Source organism: Ruegeria sp. BHSC029 (genome assembly GCF_059613085.1).
Genome location: NZ_JBXWRU010000006.1, coordinates 196,966 through 220,525, shown reverse-complemented (window position 1 = coordinate 220,525; position 23,560 = coordinate 196,966). Strand labels below are relative to the sequence as shown.

Genomic DNA, 23,560 nt, shown 5'->3' with positions numbered 1-23,560 from the left:
AAATGAAATTCACCCTCTCCTGGCTGAAAGACCACCTGGACACCGACGCCTCGGTTGATGAGATCGCCGAGGCGCTGACCGATCTCGGGCTCGAGGTCGAAGAGGTCATCAACCCGGCCGACAAGCTCAAGGATTTTACCCTTGGCTATGTGAAACATGCCGAGAAACACCCCGATGCAGACAAGCTGCGCGTCTGCAAAGTGGACACCGACGTGGGCGAGTTGCAGATCATCTGCGGCGCCCCCAACGCGCGCGAGGGCATCACCGTCGTGGTCTGCAAGCCGGGCATGTATATCCCCGGTCTGGATCTGACGATCAGCGTTGGCAAGATCCGCGGCGTCGAAAGCTTTGGCATGATGGCGTCCGAGCGCGAGCTGGAACTGTCGGACGAACATGACGGCATCATCGAGCTGCCCTCGGGCGAGGTGGGCCAGCGGTTCGTCGACTGGCTGGCCGAGAACGACCCCGCCAAGATCGACCCGGTGATCGAGATCGCCATCACCCCCAATCGCCCCGATGCGCTGGGCGTTGCGGGCATCGCGCGCGATCTGGCGGCGCGGGGTCTGGGCAAGTTGAAGCAGCGCGACTATGCCCCGGTGCCGGGGGATTTCGAAAGCCCGATCAAGGTGACGATCGACGACGACACGCTGGATGGCTGCCCGCATTTCACCGGTCGCTTGATCCGCGGCGTCAAGAACGGCCCCAGCCCGCAATGGCTGCAGGATCAGCTGAAGGCGATCGGTCTGCGTCCGATCTCGGCCCTGGTGGATATCACCAACTACATGACGTTCGACAGCAACCGCCCGCTGCACGTCTTTGACGCCGACAAGGTCAAGGGCAACCTGCGGGTGCACCGCGCCAAGGGCGGCGAGAAACTGGTGGCGCTGGACGAAAAGGAATACACTCTCCAGCCCGGGATGATGGTGATTTCCGACGACAACGGCCCGGAATCCATCGCCGGCATCATGGGCGGGCAAGAGACCGGCTGTACCGAGGACACGGTGAACGTGTTTTTGGAAAGCGCCTTCTGGGATCATGTCCAGATCGCGCTGGCGGGGCGCGCGCTCAAGATCAACTCGGACGCGCGGTACCGGTTCGAACGCGGAGTCGATCCGGCATACACGCTGGAAGGGCTGGAGCACGCGACCCAGATGATCCTGGACATCTGCGGCGGCGAGGTTTCGAAGGTGGTCGAGGCCGGCAAGGCGCCGGACCATTCGCGCGCCTATCGGCTGGATGCGGCGCGGGTGCAGTCGCTGGTGGGCATGGACATCCCCGAAAGCGAGCAGCGCCAGACCCTGACCCGGCTGGGTTTCCGTCTGGAAGGCGACATGGCCCATGTGCCCAGTTGGCGCCCCGACATCCAGGGCGAGGCCGATCTGGTCGAGGAGGTCGCCCGCATCGCCTCGCTGACCAAGCTGCAGGGCAAGCCGCTGCCGCGTGTCACGGATGGTATTCCCAAGCCGGTCATGACCCCGGCCCAGCGGCGTCAGTCGATGGCGCGGCGCAACTGCGCGGCGCTGGGGTACAATGAATGCGTCAGCTACACTTTCATCGATCAAGCCTCGGCCGCGCTGTTCGGTGGCGGCGACGACGCGACGATGCTGGAAAACCCGATCTCGTCCGAGATGAGCCACATGCGTCCCGACCTGTTGCCCGGCCTGTTGCAGGCCGCGGCGCGCAACCAGGCGCGCGGCTTTGCCGATCTAGCTCTGTTCGAGGTCGGCCCGGTCTTTCATCACGGGGAACCCGGCGAGCAACGCACCCAGATCGCAGGCCTTCTGGTCGGGCGGACCGGACAAAAGGATGTGCACGGCGCCGCCCGCGCGGTCGACGTGTTTGACGCCAAGGCCGATGCGGAGGCCGTGCTGGCCGCCATAGGTGCCCCCGCCAAAGTGCAGATCCTGCGCGATGGCGACGCCTGGTGGCATCCGGGCCGTCACGGCAAGATCTGCCTGGGCCCCAAAAAAATGCTGGGCGTGTTCGGCGAACTGCATCCGCGCGTGCTGCAGCCGTTGGACATCAAGGGCCCGGCCGTGGCCTTCACCATCTGGCCGGACGAGGTGCCGCTGCCGCGCAAATCCGGCACCACCCGCTCGGCGCTGGAACTGCGTGACCTGCAGGCGGTCGAGCGTGACTTTGCCTTTGTCGTCGATGCCGATGTCGAGGCGCTGACGCTGGTGAATGCCGCCGCCGGCGCCGACAAGGCGCTGATCGAAGAGGTGCGCGTGTTCGATGAGTTCATCGGCGGCAGCCTGGGCGAGGGCAAGAAATCTCTGGCCATTACTGTCCGGCTTCAGCCGACCGACAGCACGCTGAAGGAAAAAGACATCGAGGCGGTGGCGGATAAGATCATCGCCAAGGTCACCAAGGCCACCGGCGGCGTTCTGCGCGGTTGAAGCGGCTCTAACCCGAAGAGACACGCGCGCCGATGGTGCGCGTGTTTCAGTTTGCGAAGAAATCCGCCAGCAGGTCAAAGACCAGCCGGATGCGGCGGCTGGTATGCAGTTCGCGATGGGTGGTCAGCCAGATCGGGAACCGCAACGGCTCCATGTCGGGAAGGACGCGCTCCATTCCCGGTGTGGCATCGCCCACCGGCTCGGACATGGGCGCGATGCCAAAGCCCTGCCGGGCAAACTCCCACGAGACGATGCCGTTCTGCGACCCCAGGCGGAAGTTTTCTTCGGTCAGGCGCAGCCCGATCGGTTCGAAATAGGCGATCATCTGCGCGGTGTCGCCGAAACTGATGAACTCGTGCCGGGACAGGTCCGACAGGGACTTGGGGCGTCCAGCGCGGTTCAGGTAGGCGGTGGCGGCATAGAAATGCCCGTCAGCCTCCTGCACCAGTTTTGCGATCAGGTCGGGCTGGTCGGGGCGGACATGGCGGATGGCGATATCCGCCTCGCGCCGCATCAGATCGCGAATGTCGTTCGCGGCGATCACGTCGATCCGCAGTTTCGGAGCCTGCGCGCGGATCTCGCGCAGCAGATCCGGCAGGATATAGGCCGACATCACGTCGCTTGCGGTGATCCGCACCTGCCCCTCGATCGACTGCGCCTGACCGGACGCGGCCAGCGCAATGCGATCTGCGGCGGCGCCCATGGTCCGGGTGTGCTCCAACAGCTCGATCCCGGCGGTGGTGATCTGAAGTGACCGGCCGATCCGTTCGAACAGCATCACGCCCAGATCGGATTCAAGCGCGGCGATCTGGCGGCTGAGGGTCGGTTGTGTCTGGTCCAACCGTCGTGCCGCCGCCGAAAGCGAGCCGGTCTCGGTCGTGGCCAGAAAGGCGCGGATATGGTTCCAGTCGAATTTGCGCGGATCATCCATGCAAGAATGTATAAGGATTCTGCGAATTTCGGCAATTCACCTTTGAAACGCGTATCACTAGCTTGCGCTCAAAGGAGAGCCGACATGACCGCAACAGCCAAATTCTGGGACGGAATCGCCGAGAAATACGCGAAATCCCCGATCCGGGACATCGAGTCCTACGAGCACACGTTGCAACGCACGGTGTCCTATTTGAAGCCAACCGACCAGGTGCTGGAACTGGGCTGCGGAACCGGGCGCACCGCGCTGCGGCTGTCCGGCCATGCGGATACGATCACGGCGAGCGATGTCTCTCCGGGCATGTTGGCCGTGGGCCGCAGGTTGGCACAAGAGGAGCAGATCGAAAACGTCGTCTTTGTCGAGGCCGACGCGAACCGCCCCCCGAATTGGGCCTATGATGTGGTGATGGCGTTCAATCTGCTGCACCTGATCCGGGATCTGGAGGCGACGCTGGCCGGGGTTCATGAGGTGTTGAAACCCGGCGGTCTGTTCATTTCAAAAACGCCCTGTCTTGCCCAGGGTGGATTGGGGTTCAAGTTCGGCTTGCTCAAGCTGCTGCTGCCGATCATGCAGCTTTTGGGCAAGGCGCCATTCGTCAGTCAATTCGACATCAAGACGCTGGAAACCGCCATTGAAAACGCCGGGTTCGAGATTATCGAAAGCGGGAACTTCCCGGCAAAACCGCCCTCGCGCTATCTGGTGGCCCGCAAGCTGTGACGCCAGCGCAGCATCGGCAGGCAACTTCCGCATTGGGCTTTGCGGGTTTGGACAGTAAACAGGGCCAGAAGCAAAAGGCGGAGGCTGCAATGGGTTTGAATGTCTACCTGTCGGGCGAGATCCACACGGATTGGCGCGAACAGATCATCGAAGGCGCGCAAGGGCTGGACGTCACGTTCAACAGCCCGGTGACCGATCATGCGGCCAGCGACGATTGCGGGGTCGCCATTCTGGGGGCCGAGCCGAACAAGTACTGGCACGACCACAAAGGTGCGATGGTCAACGCGATCCGTACCCGCAAGGGGATCGCCGATGCCGACGTCGTCGTGGTGCGATTCGGGGACAAGTACAAGCAGTGGAATGCGGCCTTCGACGCGGGCTATGCCGCGGCCCTGGGCAAGTCGATCATCGTGCTGCACGGTCCCGAGCATCAGCATGCGCTGAAAGAGGTCGATACCGCCGCGTTGGCGGTGGCCGAGGAGCCCCGCCAGGTGGTCGAGATTCTGCGCTATGTGCTGACCGGGAAACTGCCCGGTTGATGGCACGGAATGCCGACGCCGCTTGCAAGGCGGCGACGGCGTGATCCCTTACCCGCGCGGAGGCGTGACCAGACCCTTTTGAACCGCGGGCCGGTCCAGGAACCGGTTCAGATAGGCGATGGTGTTGCGATGATCGTCCCAGCCGACCAACTCTTTGGCGCCGTAGAAATCAAGGCCGCGCAGCCACGGGGCCAAAGCGATATCGGCAATTGAGTACTCACCGGCGATCCAGTCCTGCCCGTGCAACTGGGTCTCGACGACATTCAGCAGCCGTTTGGCCTCGTTAATATACCGCTCGCGCGGGCGCGGGTCTTCGATCGCGCTGCCGGCGAACTTGTGGAAGTAACCCAGCTGCCCGAACATCGGACCCACGCCGCCCATCTGGAACATCAGCCATTGCGTGATCCGATACTTGTCGACCGTGTTCTGGCCGAGGAACTTGCCGGTTTTCTCGGCCAGGTACAGCAGGATCGCACCACTTTCGAACAGCGCCAAGGGCTGTCCGTCCGGGCCGTCAGGATCGATGATCGCCGGAATCTTGTTGTTTGGGTTCAGCGACAGAAACTCGGGGCTTTTGACGTCAGCGTCTGACAGGGTGACCTTGTGCGCCTCGTAGGGCAGGCCTGTTTCTTCGAGCATGATGGACACCTTCACGCCGTTCGGCGTCGGGAAGGAATAGAGTTGGATCCGCTCCGGCGAATGCGGGGGCCATTTGGTCATGATCGGGAAGGTGGCGGTGTCCAGCATGGCAAGCTCCTTGTTCGGGTACTATTGCAAGCTAGGCATTCAGGGGCGGATTGTTAGATGGCGGTCTGTGCAACCCCGGGCAGCGACTGTTTGCTGAAGCACAGCGGGGAAATCCGGGACATTTCAAACCTAGACCTGTGCGGTTTTATCGCCCAATGTTGAGGAAACCCCGCGCAAAAGTCGCGGGTTTGTTGCTGTTGGAAAGGAGACGCCCGTGGATGAGGTCGTGACGCAGGTAGGGGCATTTGCCCCATTGATCATGAGCGCGGTCAAAGCCCTGATCGTTCTTGTTGTCGGCTGGATAGCCGCTGGCATGATCGCAGGGATCGTTCGCCGCCGAATTAATTCGACCCCGCAAATCGATCCGACTTTGGGGAATTTCGTTGCCAGCACCGTCAAATGGGTGATCCTGGCCATTGTCCTGGTTGCTGTGCTTGGCATCTTCGGAATCGAAGCGACGAGTATCGTTGCCATTCTGGGTGCCGCTTCGCTGGCCATCGGCCTTGCGCTGCAGGGCACGCTCAGCGATCTAGCCGCAGGTGTGATGCTGGTGGTTTTCCGGCCATACAAGCTGGGTCAGTTCGTGGATATCGGTGGGACAGCCGGCACGGTGAAGGACCTGAACCTGTTCACGACCGAACTGGTCACGCCCGATAATGTGCAGATCATCGTTCCCAACGGTCAGGCCTGGGGGTCGATTATCACCAACTACTCGGCCCACGACACGCGGCGTGTCGATCTGGTGTTCGGGATCGACTATGGCGACAGTGCGGATGCGGCCATGAAGATCATTCTGGATGTGGCCAAGGCGGACAAGCGCATACACTCGGACCCCGAGCCCTGGGTGCGTGTGACCAACTTGGGAGACAGCTCGGTAGACCTGACCGCGCGGTTGTGGTGCGCGGCCGCCGACTATTGGGACGTCAAGTTTGATCTGACCAAGGCCGTCAAGGAAGCGTTTGACAGCAAGGGCATTTCGATTCCCTACCCGCACTCGGTGGAAATCCACAAAGAGGGCTGAATGCTCCCGCCCGTCCGTCGGGCATTGGAAATGCCCTTCTCCGGTTGGGCCAAGCGCCGCGCAGATGCGCGGCGCTGTTGCGTTTCGATCAGGCTTTGACGACCATTGCGGGCGAAACCACGTCGATCCCCAGTGCCTTGCCTACGGCATAGTATGTCAACTGGCCGGCGTGCACGTTGAGGCCCGCCAGAAGGTGGGGATCGTCCTGGCACGCCTGCTTCCAGCCCTTGTCGGCCAGCGCCAGCATGAACGGCATTGTTGCGTTCCCCAGCGCGATGGTCGAGGTCCGTGCCACCGCACCCGGCATATTGGCCACGCAGTAGTGCATGATGCCATCCACCTCATAGATCGGATCCGCGTGTGTCGTTGCCTTGGAGGTTTCGAAGCAACCGCCCTGGTCGATGGCAACGTCGACAAGCACGGCGCCCGGCTTCATGGTCGACAATTGCTCGCGGGTGATCAGTTTCGGTGCGGCCGCGCCCGGGATCAGAACGGCCCCGATCACCATATCCGCCGACTGGATCAGCTCGGCCGTAGCACCGGCGGTCGAGTACTGGTTCTTGAACCGGCCACCGAAGACGTCGTCCAGATAACGAAGGCGCGGCAGCGAACGGTCCAGAACGGTCACATCAGCGCCCATGCCCGCCGCCACCTGAGCCGCATGCGTGCCGACGACGCCGCCACCGATCACGACAACCTTGGCCGGGCCCACACCAGGGACGCCGCCCATCAGAACGCCGCGCCCGCCATTGGCTTTTTGCAGAGTCCACGAACCCACTTGCGGTGCCAAACGCCCTGCGACTTCGGACATCGGGGCAAGCAGTGGCAGACCACCGTTGGAATCAGTTACCGTTTCATAGGCGATCGCCGTGCAGCCCGAGGCCAGCAGATCGTGGGTTTGCTCAGGGTCGGGCGCAAGGTGCAGGTAGGTGAACAGCAGCTGGCCTTCGCGCAGCATCTTGCGCTCGACCGCTTGCGGTTCCTTGACCTTGACTATCATGTCGGCGGTCGCGAACACCTCTTCCGCGGTGTCCACGATGCGCGCGCCTGCGGCGACATAGGCGTCGTTGTCAAATCCTGAACCCAGCCCGGCGCCGGTTTCGATGATGACCTCGTGACCACGGGCAACCGCTTCCTGCGCGGCGTTGGGGGTCATGCCTACGCGGAATTCCTGCGGTTTGATTTCCTTTGGGCATCCGATTTTCATGGGGCTCTCCATTCATAAACTGCACAAATTATGTGCAGAAAGCGGTGCAATTTCTGTGAAACTCGGTGCGCAACTGCGCTAATATGTGGGAAATTTTTCGATGAAATGAGAAAATCTTGCAACGGATGTGCGTGAATGTCACTTGATGCGACTGACCGAAAGATTCTGGCGGCCCTTCAGCGCAAGGGGCGTATGTCGAACGCGGAACTGTCCGAGCAGGTCAACCTGTCACCGTCGGCCTGCCATCGCCGGGTTCAGCGGCTTGAGGCGGAAGGCTATATCCGGGATTATGTCGCGCTGTTGAATGCGCGCAAACTGGGGGTGCCGACAACCGTATTTGTCGAGATCACCTTGCAGGGTCAGGCCGAGGAGGTGCTGGAGGCTTTCGAGCGGGCGGTCCGGCGCATTCCGGACGTTCTGGAGTGTCACCTGATGGCCGGGTCGGCGGATTATGTCCTGAAGGTGGTCGCCGAAAACACCGAGGATTTTGCGCGCATCCACCGCCAGTATCTGTCGCGCCTGCCCAGAGTTGCGCAAATGCAAAGCTCGTTCGCCCTGCGGACCGTTTTCAAGACGACCGCACTGCCTGTTTGACCCTGGTGCGGCAGTCTTGCCGATGCGGTTGTATCTGCCGTTGAGCCGGTTCAATATTGGCCTTCGGGGCGGGAAAAAGGTCGGCATGACATTGGCCGGTTACACGTACCCGATATGGTCCGAGACTGTTGAAAGATAAGGAGCAGGCCCTTGGCTGAAAACTATGAGAACACAGTCGACGATTGGCTGGAAGCCGAGTTGCAGGACACACTGGACGAGGATTTTGAGATCGAGTTCAGTGAACCCATGCTGTCGATGGAGGTCCGCAAGATCTATCGCGAACAGCATCCTGAAATGCTGGATCGCAAGGTCTATTTCCGCAACCTGTTGCGCCTGCAGGCCGAACTGATCAAGGTTCAGGACTGGGTGCAGCATACCGGCGCCAAGGTTTGCATCCTGTTCGAAGGGCGCGACAGCGCTGGAAAGGGCGGGGTAATCAAGCGGATCACCCAACGGCTGGACCCGCGGGTTGCACGTGTCGTTGCTTTGCCTGCCCCCAGCCGGCGCGAGCAGAGCCAGTGGTATTTTCAACGCTATGTGCCGCATTTGCCGGCGGCGGGTGAGATCGTTCTGTTCGACCGGTCGTGGTACAACCGGGCGGGCGTTGAACGGGTGATGGGCTTCGCCACCGAGGCCCAGGTCGAGCAGTTCTTTCAGGACGTTCCCGAATTCGAGCGCATGTTGGTTCGGTCGGGGATCATCTTGCTGAAATACTGGTTCTCGATCACGGACGAAGAACAGCAACTGCGCTTTCTGATGCGAATCCACGATCCGATGAAGCAGTGGAAACTGTCACCGATGGACCTGGAATCGCGGATCCGCTGGGAAGACTATACCAAGGCCAAGGAAGATATGCTGTTCCGAACCAACATTCCCGAGGCCCCCTGGTACATTGTCGAAGGCAACGACAAAAAGCGGGAAAGGTTGAACTGCATGGAGCATATTCTGACCAAGATTCCGTACGAAGAGGTGCCCCACGAAAAGGTCACTCTGCCGGATCGGAAATACAATCCCGAGTATGAACGGCGGGTTCTGCCGGACGAATTGTACGTGCCCAAGATTTATTGAAAGAAAGTGCCCCAGAATCGGGGCACTTTTTTCGGCCGCAACTGCCTCAGAAGATGAATGAGTCGCGGTCGAGATCAGCCAGCAAGGTATCCTCGAGGATCACCATGTGGCCTTTGCCATCGTCGATCACCACATCGTTGCCTGACTGAGAGATATGGTTGTTCATCAGATCCTTGTAGCTTTTGATGGCGGCGCTGCTGCGCAGCACAACCTGGTCGCCGTCTTCGAAATCGGTAACGCGGTTGATACCGTTGCTGAAGAAAAAGTCATCTGCGCCGGTGCCGCCGGTCATGATGTTGGTTCCGCTGCCGCCACGTAGAACGTCGTCACCCGTGCCACCCGACATCGTATCGTCGCCGGCCTGACCTTTCAGGATATCGCGATCATCGCCGCCTTCCAGAGTATCATTGCCCTGTCCGCCGAACAGCCTGTCACGGCCGCCTTCGCCGCGCAGAGTGTCATCCCCGGACCGCCCCAGAAGGGTATCTCGACCACTTTGCCCGGTCAGAGTGTCATCGCCGCCGCGCCCGTCCAGTCGCCCGGCTTTCCCGACTTCCAGGGTAAACCAGTTGTCTTCGGCATTCCCTGTCTTTCCGGGTTTGACAAAAATCTCCACAGGGCCGGCGGGTGTTGGGGCCGGGGCGGGGGATGGCAACGGAGTTCCTCCGCCGCCGGAACCGCCGGTATCCAGTTGGACCGCCGCCGAAGTCCGCGCGAAGTTCTGCGTGACCATGATGGCGTCGTAATTCACGCCGTTATGCAGGTATTTCCCGGTCTCGATCCCGATCCCGATCACCGTCACGTTCGGATCGAGTATGTTGGCCTTGTGGCCGGGGCTGTTCATTAGGCTGTCGTGCAGGTTCTGGACGTCATCGGCCAGACCTGGGGCACCGCGGACACTTTGCCATGCTATGTTTTCGGTCGCACGCCAGCTGCCTGAAAACACAAAGCCGGCATCTTCCATCCGATCCCACGGCTGGGACTTGCCGACACCCGTGTGGCTGAACTTGTCTACGTCCAGCATCCATTGGCTGTGATCCTCAGCGGCGTCGTTCAGCCTCAGTTCCAGCTGGACGGGCTGCAGGCCTCGGCTGGCGCGCTCGGCATTTATGAGCTCCAGCATTTGCCTTTCAAGTGAACTTGCGACTGACACGATTCTGCCTCCATTGGATTGCGTTATTTTGAGGCGACATTAGTGGCGAGAATTTGGCGTAGAAAAGTCACAAATCTGCCGGGTGGAATCGGACGGCGAATTGCCACCAAAACTTGCTGATTCATGTGCGGCAACTTGCTGAGTGATGCCAGACGGCGTCAGTTTTCGGGCTTGGATTTGCAGGCACACCGGGGATTTGTTCCCCAGAAACGACAAACCCCCGGGCGATGCCTCGGGGGTCGTCAAATAGTGTCATCCAAAGCTGGACGAGGAAGATCTTAGAGCAGACCTTCGCGCTGGGCTTTCTTGCGTGCCAGTTTACGGGCACGGCGGATCGCTTCAGCTTTCTCGCGCGCTTTTTTCTCGGACGGTTTCTCGAAATGTTGCTTCAGCTTCATTTCACGGAACACGCCTTCGCGCTGCAGCTTTTTCTTCAGGGCACGAAGCGCCTGATCGACATTGTTGTCGCGAACACTAACCTGCATGTGGTTGTCACCACCTTTCTAGATAGAGTTGCAAGGAAATTGCAGGAGTTGGCCGTATAGCAAAGCGGACCTAACTTGTCTAGTACTGGGCCCAAAAGTCGGAGGACCGCCATGACCGTGACCTATGAAGATGCAAAACAGCAATTGCTGGACGCAATTCTGACCCATGTTCCTTTTGATGGTTGGTCCGAAGAGAGCTTTCGCGCGGCCATTGCCGACTGCGATCTGGACGAAGGTCTGGCCCGTGTCATCTGCCCGCGGGGCGCCGTGGATCTGGCGCTCGCATTTCACGCCCGCGGGGACGCCGAGATGCTTGAACGGCTGAACTCCGAGGACCTGAGCGATCTGAAGTTCCGCGACAGGATTGCCGCCGCAGTGCGCTTCCGCCTGCAGGCTGTCCCCGACAGGGAGGCGGTGCGCCGAGGCGTGACTTTGTTTTCGTTGCCGTCATATGCAGCAGATGGCGCCAAAGCGGTCTGGGGCACCTGTGACCTGATCTGGGATGCGCTGGGCGACACTTCGGATGATGTCAACTGGTACACCAAACGCGCAACACTGTCGGGTGTGTATTCCTCGACCCTGTTGTTCTGGTTGGGCGATGACAGCCCGGACCACCAGCGGACCTGGGAATTCCTGGATCGCCGCATTGCGGATGTGATGCAGTTCGAGAAGCTCAAGGCGCAGGTGAACAACAATCCGCTGTTCAAACCGTTCCTTGCGGTTCCCAACTGGCTGGCAAGTCAGGTTCGGGCGCCAGTCAGGATGCGGGCCGATCTGCCGGGTCGTCTGAACCCGCGCAAGTAACTGCCTCTTGCTGCTGGGCCTTTCCCGATTCGCCTGATACCCATTGCGCAAAGGAGTTTTGCCAATGCCCCAGATGATGCGCGCCATTGAGATCACCACGCCCGGAGGTCCGGACGTTCTCAAGCTGACGGAACGCCCCATGCCCGAGCCGGGTCATGGTCAGGTGGTTTTGAAAGTGGCCTATGCCGGCGTCAATCGCCCAGACGCTCTGCAGCGGGCCGGGGCCTATGATCCGCCGCCGGGGGCCAGCGACCTTCCCGGGCTCGAGGCTTCGGGCGAGGTGGTGGCCATCGGGTCCGGCGTCTCGGGGTTGGCATTGGGGGATCAGGTCTGTGCGTTGTTGCCTGGCGGCGGGTATGCAGAATACGTGGTAACACCGGCGGCACATTGCCTGCCTGTGCCCTCGGGCCTGAGCCTGAAACAGGCCGCCTGCCTGCCCGAAACCTTCTTTACGGTCTGGTCAAACGTATTCACTCGTGGCGGGCTGAAGGCTGGCGAACGGTTCCTTGTACATGGGGGATCGAGCGGGATTGGTACCACGGCCATTCAACTGGCCAACGCTTTCGGAGCCCGGGTCTTCGTGACGGCTGGTTCGGACGAGAAATGCCAGGCCTGTCTGGACCTGGGGGCCGAGAGGGCGATCAACTACAAGACCGAGGATTTTGTTGCTGCCATGCGGGCCGAAGGTGGGGCGGATCTGATTCTCGACATGGTTGGCGGCGATTACATCCCTCGCAACGTCAAGGCGCTGGCCGAAGATGGCAGGCTGGTTCAGATCGCGTTTCTGCAAGGACCCGTCGTCGAGTTGAACTTTGCTATGATGATGGTCAAACGCCTGACCCTGACCGGCAGCACACTGCGGCCACAGAGCGACCTTGCCAAAGCGCGCATCGCGCAGGATCTGCATGAGGCGGTCTGGCCGCTGCTTGAGGCTGGAAAAGTTGCCCCGGTCATGGACAGCGAATTTGATCTGGCCGATGCCGCCGCTGCACATGCCCGCATGGAAAGCTCCGGCCACATTGGCAAGATCGTCTTGAAAGTATCAGGCTAGGCCTATCAGCGCGGGGGGTGCCCCGCGCTTTGCTCAGGCGATGGCGCGTCTATAGAGGTGCCATGTCGCGTGCCCCAAGACAGGCATTGCGACGATCAGGCCCAAAAGCAGCGGGATCGCACCAAGAACCAGCAGCGCGGCGACGATGAAGCCCCAGGTCAGGATCACGGTCGGATTGTGCCGCAGGACCCGGACCGAGGTGACAACGGCCACAGGCAGGCCGACCTTGCGGTCAAGCAGCAACGGGAAGCTGACAACGCTGACGGCCAAGGTCACCAGAGCAAACAGGAACCCAACCGCCGATCCGACGATGATCATGGTCCAGCCGGGGCCGGTGGTCAGAGCCCGTGTCAGAAATTGGCCCAGCGTCTCTGGCGGCTGCGGACCCAGTGTTTCGATATAGATGCCGTGTGCCACCATCAGCCAGACCAGCAACAGCATGACAAGGTAAAAGGCCAGTGCCAGTATGGCGCCGAACGAGGGGGATCGAAAAACACCCAACGCGTCCAGCCAGTGAACCTCGTGCCCCTGTTCCCGCTTGCGGCTGATCTCGTACAAGCCCAGTGCAGCGACCGGACCGATCAGCGCAAACCCGGCCACCAGAGGAGCCAGAAGTGGCACCATGTTGGCTTGCATCGCGAATCCGAACATCAAAAGCCCCGCGATCGGGTAGATCAGAACGATGAAAATGGCATCGGCCCGGATCGCCAGAAAGTCTTCGTATCCGGCGCGCAGGCACTCTCGCAAGTCTTGCAACGTCAGCGTTTGTACCGTCGGCAGATGCTGGGTGTCAGCGCTGCCGATGCCCGTTACGTTTTCAGCGATGTGATCGCTGGTCGCGCCGAGTTGCTGCGCGGTCCAACTGATCGGGTTTCCGATTGTCTTTGCCATTGTCATCCCTTTCCTTGGCGCAGGTGCGCCGCAGGATGCATCCGGCGAAAAGTTGCCCGTGGCCGGATGACCCGGCAACGCCTGACCCTAGTGTACCACAGTTTTTTCCAATCCTGGTTCACCCTTGCGAGATCGCCCGATTGCCCTGCGGCGCCGAAGTGATAGCTTGGATCCAGGCAAAAGGAGGTCAGCATGCAGAAAACGGCACGTACCGTGGTCATTCACGAAACCGGCGGCCCCGAGGTGCTGAAGATCGAGGATAGACCGTTGGGTGACCCGGGACCGGGCGAAGTTCGGATCCGCCATCACGCCTGCGGTCTGAATTTTATTGATGTCTACCAGCGGACCGGTCTGTATCCGATGGAACTGCCGCACGCGCTGGGAATGGAAGCCGCCGGGGTGATCGAGGCGGTCGGCGAAGGCGTGACGCATCTGAAACCGGGCCAGCGGGCGGCCTATGCCGCGGTGCCGGCCGGTGCCTATTGCGAAGCGCGGGTGATGCCCGCGTCGCAGGTGTGTCCCTTGCCCGGCGGAATCTCATTCGAGACCGCGGCGGCCATGATGCTCAAGGGCCTGACGGTTGAATACTTGTTTCACCGCACCACGCCGCTGAAACGTGGTGATACGGTTCTGTTCCATGCCGCCGCCGGGGGTGTCGGCCTGATCGCGTGCCAGTGGGCCAAATCCGAAGGCATCAAGCTGATCGGCACGGCCGGGACCGATGACAAGTGCCGTCTGGCCCAGTTCAACGGCGCCACACACTGCATCAACTACCGAACCGAGGATTTTGCGTCCCGCGTGGCCGAGATTACTGGCGGCAAAGGGGTCGATGCGGTCATGGACTCTGTCGGTGCCGATACGTTCGAAGGCTCGCTGGACTGCCTCAAGCCATTGGGGATGATGATTTCCTTCGGCAATGCGTCTGGACCCGTGCCACCATTCAACATCGGCATTCTTGGGCAGAAAGGGTCGTTGAAGATCACCCGGCCGACGCTGTTCACCCATATCGCGGACCATTCCGTGTGTCAGGCCATGGCCCGGCGGCTGTTCGGCAAGGTGGCCGGCGCCGAGGTCAAGATTCACATCGATCAACGCTTTGAACTGGATCAGGTCGCCGATGCGCACCGCGCACTGGAGGCGCGGCAGACAACCGGAAGCACGATCCTAGTGCCATGAAAAAGGCCCGGCACGCCGTGCCGGGCCCGTTCGATTCTGCGCGAGGGATCAGAAGCGGTATGCTGCCCGGATCTGGAACGTGGTTGCATCCACGTCGACACCGGTCGAGTTGAAATTGTCGAACTCGTGGTACAGCAGCTCGCCCGCGATGCTGACGTTCGGCGCGACGATCTGTTCATAACCGGCGCCGATGAACCATCCATCGTCGCTGCCCAGCGTGTCGGTTCCCGCATCTGCGTAACCGGCGACACCATACAACAGCCCCTGCGGGTTGACCTTGTAGCCGGCGCGGGCTTTCAGCCGCCAGACGTCTTCGACCGTTGCGGCACCCGAAAGGTCGACATCAGACCAGTCATAGTCAAAGCCGCCGCCCACGACCCAGTCGCCCAGATCATAGTCGTAACCAAGGATCAGACCGCCGATGGCCCCGTTTCCGTCCACACCGGACAGGCTGGTGCCGATATCCGCGTAGCCGACCTGCGCACCTGCATAGAACCCGGTCCAATCGCCCGAGGACTGCGCCATGGCGGTGCCGGCTGCAAAAGTTGCGACGGTGGTCAAAAGTGCCAGTTTGCTCGTCATCTTGCTATCCTTTCGTTGGAAGTTATCTGCCTCGGCCCTTGGTTGGCCTGAAGGTTTGTATTGATCTTTACGTTCCGGCCGGTGGGCCGGATCATTGGTTTTTCGCTGTGATTCCGACCCGGATTTCCGCAAGGTCGGCGTCTGGCCGCCCTATTGGAGTGTTGTTCTGATCACATAGGTTCGGGGTCGTGGGGCTTCAAATCACGATCGGCGGCAGAAGCATTCTGCCGCCGATCCTTACCGCCAATTCAGCAGATTATTGCTGCAGTTCGGCCGGATCCTTGTCGGCGATCGTTTCCCAGTTGACGCTGGCTTTCTCGATGAAGCCGGGGATGTCGCCTTCCCAACGCTGCTGGATGTCTTCCGACAGGTTCAGGTACAACTTGTTGTCCACGATCTTCCAGTAGGTCGGATCGCCGTCAAACTTGAACCCCATGGCCGCTCCGAAGGCGCAGTAGCCGCCGTAGGCCGGCAGGTAGGCCTCGGGATTGGCTTCGAACGCGGCCTTGTTCTCTTCGGTGGCAAAACGGTACAGCGCATCGTTGTGCAACGCCGTGATCTTGTAGCTGCCTTTGGTCGGCTCGCCTTCGGTGAAATACGCCACCGGGTCGTAACCCTGCATCGCCAAACCGGTCGACGAGGCGTTGATTTCTACCCCGGCCGCCAGGGCCGAGCTTGCGATTGCCACAGACAGCGCAACGCCGCCCAACAGGGATTTGATCTTGTTCATGGTTCCACCTTTCGTGATCGGGCTGCCCGGCATGTCCAAGCGCGGGCGTTTCAGCACCGAAATTGCGTTTCGTGCACCCGGTAATTGAGCGTCACGAAAACTCAGGTGGGAAAGGCGGCGATCACGTTCAAAGCAATCAAACGTGAATGTGCGGAAATACCAGGCGGTCTGTTCGCAAGCGCAGATCGGTCTGCGGTTCAGCTGTCGGGTACCAGGGCCAGAACAAAGCGTACGACCTTGGCGGCAGGCATCTCGCAGGGGCGCAGCAAAGCGCCGCTTTGATCCGTCAGGTACAGGTTCATACTGATGTAGTCCGCACCACCCCGTTCATGGGCGACCAGCTTGTGCGATTTGCCGCCGGCCATCGCCAGCCGCGTGACCGAATAGCTTCGACCGTTTGCGGTTCCGGTGAACGAACCCGCCGGCAAGGCAAAGAATGAGTCCAAAAAGTCGGCCGGCGCGGTCACGATTTCCCGATCTTGGGCTCTGTTCCCGCCTTGATACGGGCCAGATTTTCGCGGTGGCGCCAGTAAATCAGCAGCGTCAGAACGACGCCCAGCAAAAAGGTCGACCCGTCCGTCAGGATCATCACCCATGTTGTCGACAGGGCTGCCGCGGCCAGCGCGCCGAGGGACGAGATCCGCCAGATCGCAGCAGCGACCAGCCATGTCAGACAGCACGCAACGCCCACCCGCCAGTCCAGCGCCAGCCACAGGCCCAGGAAAGTTGCCACGCCCTTGCCGCCCTTGAAGCTCAGCCAGACCGGGTAGCAATGGCCGACAAAAGCCGCCAGCGCCGCGACCTGGGCGGCATCGTCGCCGGCCAGTGCCCGGGCCAGCAGGACCGCGACCACGCCTTTGCCGGCGTCGAACAGAAGAGTCAGCGCCGCCGCCGCCTTGCTGCCAGTGCGCAACACGTTGGTGGCACCAATATTGCCGGACCCGATCTGGCGCAGGTTGCCCAGTCCCATCACTCGCGCAACGATCATGCCATAAGGCACCGACCCCATCAGGTATCCGATCGCGGCCCAGATAATCAGTTGGGTCGTCGAGCTGTCGAAAACGGGCATCAGGATCTCCGGAAAATTTCTTTGCCTGCAACGTAGGTTGCGGTGACCTTACCCTGCATCCGCTGTCCGTCAAACGGGGTGTTCTGCGATTTCGATTTCAGCGTGAACCGGTCCAGCACGAAGGGCACATCCGGGTCGAACAGAACCAGATCGGCCGGGGCGCCCGCGCTCAGGCGGCCGCAGTCCAGCCCCAGTCGTTTCGCCGGATTCAGTGTCATGGCCCGGAACAGGGTCGGCAGGTCCAGTTGATCGGCATGATACAGGCGCAGTGCGGCCGGCAGCAGGGTTTCCAGCGCCACCGCGCCCGAGGCCGCCTCTTCGAACGGGAGGCGTTTGCTTTCCTCGTCCTGCGGTGTGTGCATCGAACTGATCGTGTCGATCAGGCCGGAGCGTACGGCCTCGATCACCGCCTGCCGGTCATCCTCGGAGCGCAGCGGCGGCTTGACCTTGAAGAAGGTGCGATAGTCGGCCACGTCCAGCTCGTTCAGCGTCAGGTGGTGGATCGAGGTGCCGGCGGTGATGTCCAGCCCGTTGCGCTTGGCCCGTTCCAGTGCGGGCAGGGCGCGGGCCGTAGTGATCTGGTCGGCGTGATAAGCCGCGCCGGTCATTTCCAGCAGGGCGATGTCGCGGTCCAGACCCATGCGCTCGGCCATGGGCGAAACGGCCGGCAGGCCGCGCAGGGCGGCAAATTTGCCGCTGGTGGCGGCGGCTCCGCGGCACAGGCCCGGGTCCTGTGGGTGGGCGATGACAAGCGCGCCGCAGGCCCGGGCATAGGTCAGCGCGCGGGAAAATACCTTGGTGTCCGTCACCACATGGTCGCAGTCGGTAAAAGCCACCGCGCCCGCATCCATCAGAAACCCGATCTCGGTCATCTCGCGCCCGTCGCGGCCCTTGGTCAGAGCGGCCATGGTCAGCACGTTGACGGGCGTGTCGGCCTGCGCGCGTCGGGTGACGAACTCGAGCGTTTCCGGCGTGTCGATCGCAGGCAGGGTGTCGGGGCGGGTGACCATTGTGGTCACGCCTCCGGCCGCGGCGGCAAGGCCCGCGGATTTGTAGCTTTCCTTGTGTCGCTCGCCCGGCTCGCAGACCTTGACGCCGATATCGACGATGCCGGGGGCCAGACACTGACCGCCGCAATCAATCACCTGCGCGTCCGCCTCGGGCGCCGGACCGTCGCCGCTGGCCAAGATGCGCCCGTCGGCCACATGCAGCCAGCCCAGGGCGTCGGTTCCGGCTTCGGGGTCGATCAGGCGGGCGTTGGTGAAGATCAGGTTGGTCATGCCATTGCCCTTTCAATCGCGGCTTTGGTGGCGGCCGGGTCGGCCTGGTACTTGATCAGGTGCTTGTCGCCGCCTTTGGTGACGATCTGCACGAAGCTGCCCATGATATTCACGGCCGCGATCTGGTTCAGCGGCACGCTGCGCCCGCCGGGTCCGGTCAGGGTGGTGTCGGTCATCTGCCAGTTGGCCACCAGTTCCTCCGACGCCAGGTACCACGCCCGGACGCCCACCGCCGCCAGACCGGCCGGGGCGCCGGTCCAGACATAGGGATTTCCGATCAGCCACAGCACGAGCATCGCCCCCGCCATCGCGCCCGCGGCCAACCAGGCGTTGGTACGGACATAGGCGCCCTTGTCCGGCGCAAAGGTCACAGGATCAGCCACAGAGCACCTCCGATGACCAACAGGATGATCAAGGCAAGCACGGCCGATCCCGTCCGGCGGGGTTGCTCGCTCGAAACCGGGCTCGGCGCGGCCGAGTAGGGTCGCGCGCTTTCGGTTTCGATGGTGCCGCCGCTCCAGTTCGTGGCCTCTTCGGTGTAAAGACCGATCAGGCGCAGACGCGGGTCGGGGCTCAGCGTGGCCGCGCGCGCACTCAGGGCCGCGCTGCGCAGCACCAAAACCCAGCCGTCGACCGACTCCAGTTTGGCCCGGTCCAGCTGGTCCTCGGACACGCCGCAGCCCTCGCTGAGATAGCCGTAGAGGCCCAGGTCCTCGAGGTCGGACACCGGAAACACGTCGATCTGCTCGGGGTCCAGCCCAGTGACGCCAAGGATCTGGTCTGCCGCGCCGGGCTCGCGCAGGAACTTCGCCTCTTCGGGGCGCATGTCCAGCGCGAACAGGCGGATCACGCCGCGCTCGCCAGCCGAGATGTCCAGATCGCTCATGCCTCCTCCTTCAGGTTGCGGGCCAGCAGTTCCATCGCGGCCATGCGCACGGCGACGCCCATCTCGACCTGCTCCTGGATGACCGAGCGGTTGATGTCGTCAGCCAGCGTGCCGTCGATCTCGACCCCGCGGTTCATCGGGCCGGGATGCATCACGATGGCGTCCGGCTTGGCCAGCGCCAGCTTGGCGGCGTCCAGGCCATAGCGGTGGTAGTATTCCCGTTCCGACGGGATGAACCCGCCATCCATCCGCTCTTTCTGAAGGCGCAGCATCATCACCACGTCCACGTCGCGCAGGCCCTCGGTCATGTCGTCATAGATCTCGGCCCCGAATTCGGCGAATTGCGCAGGCACCAGCGTCGGCGGGCCGATCAGGCGGATGCGGTTTTCCATCTTGCCCAGCAGGATCAGGTTTGACCGCGCCACGCGGGAATGGGCCACATCCCCGCAGATCGCCACGTTCAACCGGTGCAGCCGCCCCTTGGCACGCCGGATGGTCAGCGCATCCAGCAGCGCCTGCGTGGGGTGCTCGTGCCGCCCGTCGCCGGCGTTCAGCACCGCGCAGTTGACCTTCTGCGCCAGCAGGTCTACCGCGCCCGAATGCGGATGCCGCACTACCAGCAGGTCGGGATGCATGGCGTTCAGCGTCATCGCCGTGTCGATCAGGGTCTCGCCCTTTTTGATCGAACTGGCCTGCATCGCCATGTTCATCACATCCGCACCCAGCCGCTTGCCCGCCAATTCGAAACTGGCCTGCGTGCGGGTCGAGTTCTCGAAGAACATGTTGATCTGGGTCAGCCCCGCCAGAACGTCCGAGTGCTTGGCCGATTGCCTGTTCAGATCGACGTATTTTTCGGCCAGGTCCAGAATGGCGGTGATGTCGGATTGGGACAGATGCTCGATGCCAAGTAGGTGACGATGGGCGAAACGCATGGGCCGGGCTCCTGTCTGACAGTCGCGCCGCTTATAGAAAGCGCAGCGCGTCGGGGCAACTGGAGTCAGTCCCCATCGGGCAGTTTCTCGCATCCGCCTTCGGGCAGGCACCGCTCGCCGGGTTTGCACCACTTGCCGTATCCGCAATCGACGGCCTTTCTGGGCACGCAGCCCTGATTGGCCGAGCATTTGAACCCGGTGCGGCATTGCGATCCGGTCTCTTCGCACAGATACCAGCCGGGGCGCGTACAGCCGCCGCCCGGCAGGCAGGTCGAACCGGCTGCGCAGGTTCGCCCGTCGTCGCAGGGTGTTGCCGGTTTCGGTGAGGGGTCGAAATCCGGCGAACTGCGCTCGCATTCGCCGCGCGCGTTGCAGAAGGACCCGCTGGGGCAATCCAGCCGCGAGGCGCATTTGTTCGCGCCCGCAGGCGCACATCGGGTGCCCCCGGCCACGCATTTCTCGAACGGCCCGCAGGACCGCCCGCCGCCGCAATAGGTGCCCCCGGCCTGAATGCAGAACCCGTCATAGCTGCAGCGTTGGCCAACCGAGCAGCATTTCAGACCGCACTGAAACTGGCCCCCACGGCATTGGCCTTGATTGTTGAGAAACGACTGTGCCTCCGACCCGCCGGGCAGCAGGGCGAACAGAGTGATCAGCAGAAGGCCCAGGGTTCGCGTCATGACGGGGACTATCGTCGGCCCGGCAATGCGCCAAGGCAAGGCCAATTTGCTTTCCCTTCCCGCAAAGCTGAGTAGATTGATGGTCATGGAATCGGCCCTTGACCCCTACACCGCGCGTGCCCTGCTGGAATGGCAGGTTGAGCTGGGCGTAACCGATGCGATCGTCGACGCACCGGTTGACCGCTATGCATTGCCGGATACCGCGCCAAAGGTCAAAAAATCCGCCGTAGCGCAGCCCGCGGTGCAAAAGCCCGCCAAGGCGGATCCGGTGGTCGAGGCAAAGAAGGCTGCGTCTGCGGCATCGTCTCTGGATCAGCTGCGCGCCGCTATGGAGGCGTTCGAACACTGCGATCTGAAGCGTGGCGCGCGACAGCTGGTCTTTGCTGACGGGACACCCGGTGCGCCGGTCATGATCGTCGGCGAGGCCCCGGGCCGTGAAGAAGACCGCGCTGGAAAGCCGTTCGTTGGCCGCGCCGGGCAGTTGCTGGATCGGATGCTGGCCGCGATAGACTTGGACCGCGCCAAGAACGTTTACATCAGCAATGTTCTGCCCTGGCGTCCGCCGCAGAACAGGGACCCGCGGCCGGACGAGATCGCGATGATGCAGCCGTTTTTGGAACGGCACGTGGCCCTGTCCAAGCCGAAGGTCCTGGTGGTGATGGGCAACATCAGCTGCCAGGCGGTTCTGAACAAGCGCGGCATCACGCGTCTGCGCGGGAAGTGGGAACAGGCGCTGAATCTGCCGGTTCTGCCGATGCTGCACCCCGCCTATCTGCTGCGCCAGCCCCATGCCAAGCGTCAGGCCTGGGCCGATCTGTTGGATCTGCGCGCATATCTGGAGAACAAGGGTTGAAGGTTCTGGCCTTTTCCGACCTCCACATGGCCCGCAATCGGGCTGCGGAACTGGTGGCAGCCAGCGTCGACGCTGACCTGGTGATCGGCGCGGGTGATTACTGCAACATGCGTCAGGGGCTGGACGAGGCGATGGATATGCTTTCCGGCATATCCGCGCCGATGGTTCTGGTTCCCGGCAACGCCGAAAGCGCCGAGGAACTGGCGGCGGCCGTGCCGGACGGCGTGCATGTTCTGCACGGAACAGGCATGACCGTGGACGGGCTGCGCCTGTTCGGACTTGGCTATGGCGTACCGGTCACGCCATTTGGTGACTGGTCCTGCGACCTGACCGAAGCCGAGGCCGCAGAGCTGCTCAATCGCTGCCCGTCGGCCGACATCCTGATCACGCATGCCCCGCCCAAGGGCAAAGGCGACCGGACCTCGCAGGGGCAATCGATCGGATCGAGCGCGGTGCGCGACGCGGTGGAACGGATTCAACCTGACTTTGCTCTGTGCGGTCATATCCACGACAGCTGGGGTTTTCGCGGCGAGATCGGTCGCACCCGGATCGCAAATCTGGGGCCCAAGGTGAATTGGTTCGAGGTCGATCCATGATCGAATACGCAACGCTGTTGACCTTCATCCCAGCCGCCATCGCGCTGAACATGACGCCGGGGGCTGACATGATGTTCTGTTTCGGGCTTGGGCTGCGGTCCGGTGCCCGGCCGGCCATCGTGGCCAGCGCGGGTGTTTCGACCGGTCTGATGGTTCATGTTCTGCTGGCTGGGCTGGGACTTGGCGCGGCGGTCGCGGCTATGCCCTGGCTGTTCGACGTCATTCGCTGGCTGGGCGTGGCCTACCTGCTGTATCTGGCCTGGGGCACCATCAGAAACGGTGCGGTCCGGACTGACGCTCCACTGCAGTCGTCGGGCCATGCCTTTCGCGAGGGGATGCTTGTCAACATGACGAATCCCAAGATCATTCTGTTTGTTCTGGCTTTCATCCCGCAATTCGTATCGCCGGCCAACGGATCGGTTCTGGCTCAGTTTCTGCTGCTGGGCGCGATCATCGCTGTGGGCGGGTTCGTCGTGAATGCCCTGGTGGGGTCATTTGCCGGCGGCGCCGGGCGAGCGCTGATTTCAAGCCCGCGGGCTTCACGAATTCTCGGCTGGGTCAGTGGCGGCGTGTTCGTCGCTCTGGCGGCCCGGCTGGCCATTATGGAAAGAGCCTGACACGACATGTCCCGAATTGATGAAACCATGGAATTCATCCCCATCCGCATCGCTGTTCTGACCGTATCGGACACGCGGTCACTGGCCGAAGATCGTTCGGGCCAAACATTGGTCGACCGGATCGAGCGTGCGGGGCACACCGTGGCCGACCGCAAGATCATTCAGGACGAGCGCGCCCAGATCGCCGAGCAGTTGCGGGCGTGGGTCGCCGACCCCGAGATTGACGTGGTGATCTCGACCGGCGGCACCGGCTTGACCGGGCGCGATGTCACGGTCGAGGCGCATCGCGATGTCTACGAAAAGGAAATCGAGGCTTTTGGCACCGTCTTCACCCTGATTTCGATGGAGAAGATCGGAACCTCGGCGGTACAGTCGCGGGCCACAGGTGGCGTCGCCGGCGGAACCTATCTGTTTGCCCTGCCGGGCAGCCCAGGGGCCTGCAAGGATGCCTGGGACGGCATTTTGGAAAAACAGCTGGATTATCGCCACCGGCCCTGCAATTTCGTGGAAATCATGCCCAGATTGGACGAACATCTGCGACGGAAGTAGACT

General features: G+C 62.0%; 28 protein-coding genes. 13 read left to right on the top strand and 15 right to left on the bottom strand.

Annotation, left to right across the window (positions count from 1 at the left end):
- The first annotated feature begins 2 nt into the window (after window positions 1-2).
- Window positions 3-2,399, top strand: coding sequence for a phenylalanine--tRNA ligase subunit beta (gene pheT, locus AC2FML_RS16085; protein WP_496783848.1), 2,397 nt, complete (start codon window positions 3-5; stop codon window positions 2,397-2,399).
- A 46-nt stretch (window positions 2,400-2,445) separates the two neighbouring features.
- Here pheT and AC2FML_RS16080 read toward each other — a convergent pair whose 3' ends face one another.
- The gene (locus AC2FML_RS16080) at window positions 2,446-3,330 is read right to left on the bottom strand and encodes a LysR family transcriptional regulator (RefSeq protein ID WP_496783847.1); all 885 of its coding nucleotides are present in this window, start codon (window positions 3,328-3,330) and stop codon (window positions 2,446-2,448) included.
- 84 nt (window positions 3,331-3,414) lie between these two features.
- Between AC2FML_RS16080 and AC2FML_RS16075 the strand changes: the two genes are divergently transcribed.
- On the top strand, window positions 3,415-4,047 hold the full coding sequence (locus AC2FML_RS16075) for a class I SAM-dependent methyltransferase (protein ID WP_480728434.1): 633 nt from the start codon (window positions 3,415-3,417) through the stop codon (window positions 4,045-4,047).
- 89 nt (window positions 4,048-4,136) lie between these two features.
- Complete coding sequence (locus tag AC2FML_RS16070; RefSeq protein ID WP_093963775.1) at window positions 4,137-4,586, top strand: YtoQ family protein; 450 nt, start codon at window positions 4,137-4,139, stop codon at window positions 4,584-4,586.
- Window positions 4,587-4,634: 48 nt separating this feature from the next.
- On the opposite strand, the gene AC2FML_RS16065 is transcribed toward AC2FML_RS16070, so the two are convergent.
- A complete protein-coding gene (locus AC2FML_RS16065) occupies window positions 4,635-5,333 on the bottom strand; it encodes a glutathione S-transferase family protein (RefSeq protein ID WP_496783846.1) in 699 nt (232 codons plus the stop codon).
- Window positions 5,334-5,547: 214 nt separating this feature from the next.
- Here AC2FML_RS16065 and AC2FML_RS16060 point away from each other — a divergent pair, with 214 nt between their 5' ends.
- Window positions 5,548-6,354, top strand: coding sequence for a mechanosensitive ion channel family protein (locus AC2FML_RS16060; RefSeq protein WP_170367577.1), 807 nt, complete (start codon window positions 5,548-5,550; stop codon window positions 6,352-6,354).
- Window positions 6,355-6,442: 88 nt separating this feature from the next.
- On the opposite strand, the gene ald is transcribed toward AC2FML_RS16060, so the two are convergent.
- The gene (gene ald, locus AC2FML_RS16055) at window positions 6,443-7,561 is read right to left on the bottom strand and encodes an alanine dehydrogenase (protein WP_170342313.1); all 1,119 of its coding nucleotides are present in this window, start codon (window positions 7,559-7,561) and stop codon (window positions 6,443-6,445) included.
- A 135-nt stretch (window positions 7,562-7,696) separates the two neighbouring features.
- Here ald and AC2FML_RS16050 point away from each other — a divergent pair, with 135 nt between their 5' ends.
- Together AC2FML_RS16050 and ppk2 are read left to right on the top strand one after the other, a co-directional pair.
- Window positions 7,697-8,155 carry an Lrp/AsnC family transcriptional regulator gene (locus tag AC2FML_RS16050; RefSeq protein WP_496783845.1) on the top strand — a complete coding sequence of 153 codons (459 nt, stop codon included), beginning with the start codon at window positions 7,697-7,699 and terminating at the stop codon, window positions 8,153-8,155.
- A gap of 150 nt (window positions 8,156-8,305) precedes the next feature.
- Complete coding sequence (gene ppk2 / locus AC2FML_RS16045) at window positions 8,306-9,223, top strand: polyphosphate kinase 2 (RefSeq protein ID WP_496783844.1); 918 nt, start codon at window positions 8,306-8,308, stop codon at window positions 9,221-9,223.
- A gap of 46 nt (window positions 9,224-9,269) precedes the next feature.
- Here the strand turns inward: ppk2 and AC2FML_RS16040 are convergent, their stop codons facing one another.
- The gene (locus AC2FML_RS16040; protein ID WP_174819822.1) at window positions 9,270-10,346 is read right to left on the bottom strand and encodes a CAP domain-containing protein; all 1,077 of its coding nucleotides are present in this window, start codon (window positions 10,344-10,346) and stop codon (window positions 9,270-9,272) included.
- 308 nt (window positions 10,347-10,654) lie between these two features.
- On the bottom strand, window positions 10,655-10,861 hold the full coding sequence (gene rpsU / locus AC2FML_RS16035; RefSeq protein ID WP_005614280.1) for a 30S ribosomal protein S21: 207 nt from the start codon (window positions 10,859-10,861) through the stop codon (window positions 10,655-10,657).
- A gap of 111 nt (window positions 10,862-10,972) precedes the next feature.
- Between rpsU and AC2FML_RS16030 the strand changes: the two genes are divergently transcribed.
- Together AC2FML_RS16030 and AC2FML_RS16025 are read left to right on the top strand one after the other, a co-directional pair.
- Window positions 10,973-11,665 carry a COQ9 family protein gene (locus AC2FML_RS16030; protein WP_496783843.1) on the top strand — a complete coding sequence of 231 codons (693 nt, stop codon included), beginning with the start codon at window positions 10,973-10,975 and terminating at the stop codon, window positions 11,663-11,665.
- Between the two features lie 64 nt (window positions 11,666-11,729).
- The gene (locus AC2FML_RS16025; protein ID WP_170373109.1) at window positions 11,730-12,716 is read left to right on the top strand and encodes an NAD(P)H-quinone oxidoreductase; all 987 of its coding nucleotides are present in this window, start codon (window positions 11,730-11,732) and stop codon (window positions 12,714-12,716) included.
- Window positions 12,717-12,749: 33 nt separating this feature from the next.
- Here AC2FML_RS16025 and AC2FML_RS16020 read toward each other — a convergent pair whose 3' ends face one another.
- Entirely contained in the window at window positions 12,750-13,607 is an 858-nt protein-coding gene (locus AC2FML_RS16020) for a DUF2189 domain-containing protein (RefSeq protein ID WP_170391778.1), read from the bottom strand.
- A gap of 192 nt (window positions 13,608-13,799) precedes the next feature.
- Between AC2FML_RS16020 and AC2FML_RS16015 the strand changes: the two genes are divergently transcribed.
- Window positions 13,800-14,783: a quinone oxidoreductase family protein gene (locus tag AC2FML_RS16015; RefSeq protein WP_170373107.1), complete on the top strand. Its 984-nt coding sequence runs from the start codon at window positions 13,800-13,802 to the stop codon at window positions 14,781-14,783.
- Window positions 14,784-14,831: 48 nt separating this feature from the next.
- On the opposite strand, the gene AC2FML_RS16010 is transcribed toward AC2FML_RS16015, so the two are convergent.
- The 9 genes from AC2FML_RS16010 to AC2FML_RS15970 form a co-directional block, all read right to left on the bottom strand.
- Entirely contained in the window at window positions 14,832-15,365 is a 534-nt protein-coding gene (locus AC2FML_RS16010) for an outer membrane protein (protein WP_170360015.1), read from the bottom strand.
- A gap of 256 nt (window positions 15,366-15,621) precedes the next feature.
- Window positions 15,622-16,095, bottom strand: coding sequence for a YHS domain-containing (seleno)protein (locus tag AC2FML_RS16005; protein WP_093963550.1), 474 nt, complete (start codon window positions 16,093-16,095; stop codon window positions 15,622-15,624).
- Between the two features lie 197 nt (window positions 16,096-16,292).
- Window positions 16,293-16,562 (bottom strand): hypothetical protein, encoded by a 270-nt coding sequence (locus AC2FML_RS16000; RefSeq protein ID WP_170360017.1) that lies wholly within the window; start codon window positions 16,560-16,562, stop codon window positions 16,293-16,295.
- The gene (plsY, locus tag AC2FML_RS15995) at window positions 16,559-17,164 is read right to left on the bottom strand and encodes a glycerol-3-phosphate 1-O-acyltransferase PlsY (RefSeq protein WP_170360019.1); all 606 of its coding nucleotides are present in this window, start codon (window positions 17,162-17,164) and stop codon (window positions 16,559-16,561) included. Before plsY ends, AC2FML_RS16000 begins: the two co-directional genes overlap by 4 nt.
- Window positions 17,164-18,444 (bottom strand): dihydroorotase, encoded by a 1,281-nt coding sequence (pyrC, locus tag AC2FML_RS15990; protein ID WP_496783842.1) that lies wholly within the window; start codon window positions 18,442-18,444, stop codon window positions 17,164-17,166. Before pyrC ends, plsY begins: the two co-directional genes overlap by 1 nt.
- Window positions 18,441-18,827 carry a hypothetical protein gene (locus AC2FML_RS15985; protein WP_367646421.1) on the bottom strand — a complete coding sequence of 129 codons (387 nt, stop codon included), beginning with the start codon at window positions 18,825-18,827 and terminating at the stop codon, window positions 18,441-18,443. Before AC2FML_RS15985 ends, pyrC begins: the two co-directional genes overlap by 4 nt.
- Window positions 18,812-19,330 carry a hypothetical protein gene (locus AC2FML_RS15980; protein WP_170435996.1) on the bottom strand — a complete coding sequence of 173 codons (519 nt, stop codon included), beginning with the start codon at window positions 19,328-19,330 and terminating at the stop codon, window positions 18,812-18,814. The genes AC2FML_RS15985 and AC2FML_RS15980 overlap by 16 nt, the downstream gene beginning before the upstream one ends.
- The gene (locus tag AC2FML_RS15975) at window positions 19,327-20,262 is read right to left on the bottom strand and encodes an aspartate carbamoyltransferase catalytic subunit (RefSeq protein ID WP_170367586.1); all 936 of its coding nucleotides are present in this window, start codon (window positions 20,260-20,262) and stop codon (window positions 19,327-19,329) included. Before AC2FML_RS15975 ends, AC2FML_RS15980 begins: the two co-directional genes overlap by 4 nt.
- Window positions 20,263-20,327: 65 nt before the next feature.
- A complete protein-coding gene (locus AC2FML_RS15970; protein ID WP_496734343.1) occupies window positions 20,328-20,942 on the bottom strand; it encodes a scavenger receptor class F, member 2 in 615 nt (204 codons plus the stop codon).
- An 85-nt stretch (window positions 20,943-21,027) separates the two neighbouring features.
- Between AC2FML_RS15970 and AC2FML_RS15965 the strand changes: the two genes are divergently transcribed.
- From AC2FML_RS15965 to moaB, 4 genes are read left to right on the top strand one after another with little or no spacing between them, the layout of a single operon-like run.
- On the top strand, window positions 21,028-21,795 hold the full coding sequence (locus AC2FML_RS15965) for a uracil-DNA glycosylase (RefSeq protein ID WP_496783841.1): 768 nt from the start codon (window positions 21,028-21,030) through the stop codon (window positions 21,793-21,795).
- Complete coding sequence (locus AC2FML_RS15960; RefSeq protein ID WP_496783840.1) at window positions 21,792-22,391, top strand: metallophosphoesterase family protein; 600 nt, start codon at window positions 21,792-21,794, stop codon at window positions 22,389-22,391. Before AC2FML_RS15965 ends, AC2FML_RS15960 begins: the two co-directional genes overlap by 4 nt.
- Window positions 22,388-23,008 carry a LysE family translocator gene (locus AC2FML_RS15955; RefSeq protein ID WP_496783839.1) on the top strand — a complete coding sequence of 207 codons (621 nt, stop codon included), beginning with the start codon at window positions 22,388-22,390 and terminating at the stop codon, window positions 23,006-23,008. Before AC2FML_RS15960 ends, AC2FML_RS15955 begins: the two co-directional genes overlap by 4 nt.
- 6 nt (window positions 23,009-23,014) lie before the next feature.
- Complete coding sequence (moaB, locus tag AC2FML_RS15950; protein ID WP_093963541.1) at window positions 23,015-23,557, top strand: molybdenum cofactor biosynthesis protein B; 543 nt, start codon at window positions 23,015-23,017, stop codon at window positions 23,555-23,557.
- The last annotated feature ends 3 nt before the right edge of the window (window positions 23,558-23,560 follow it).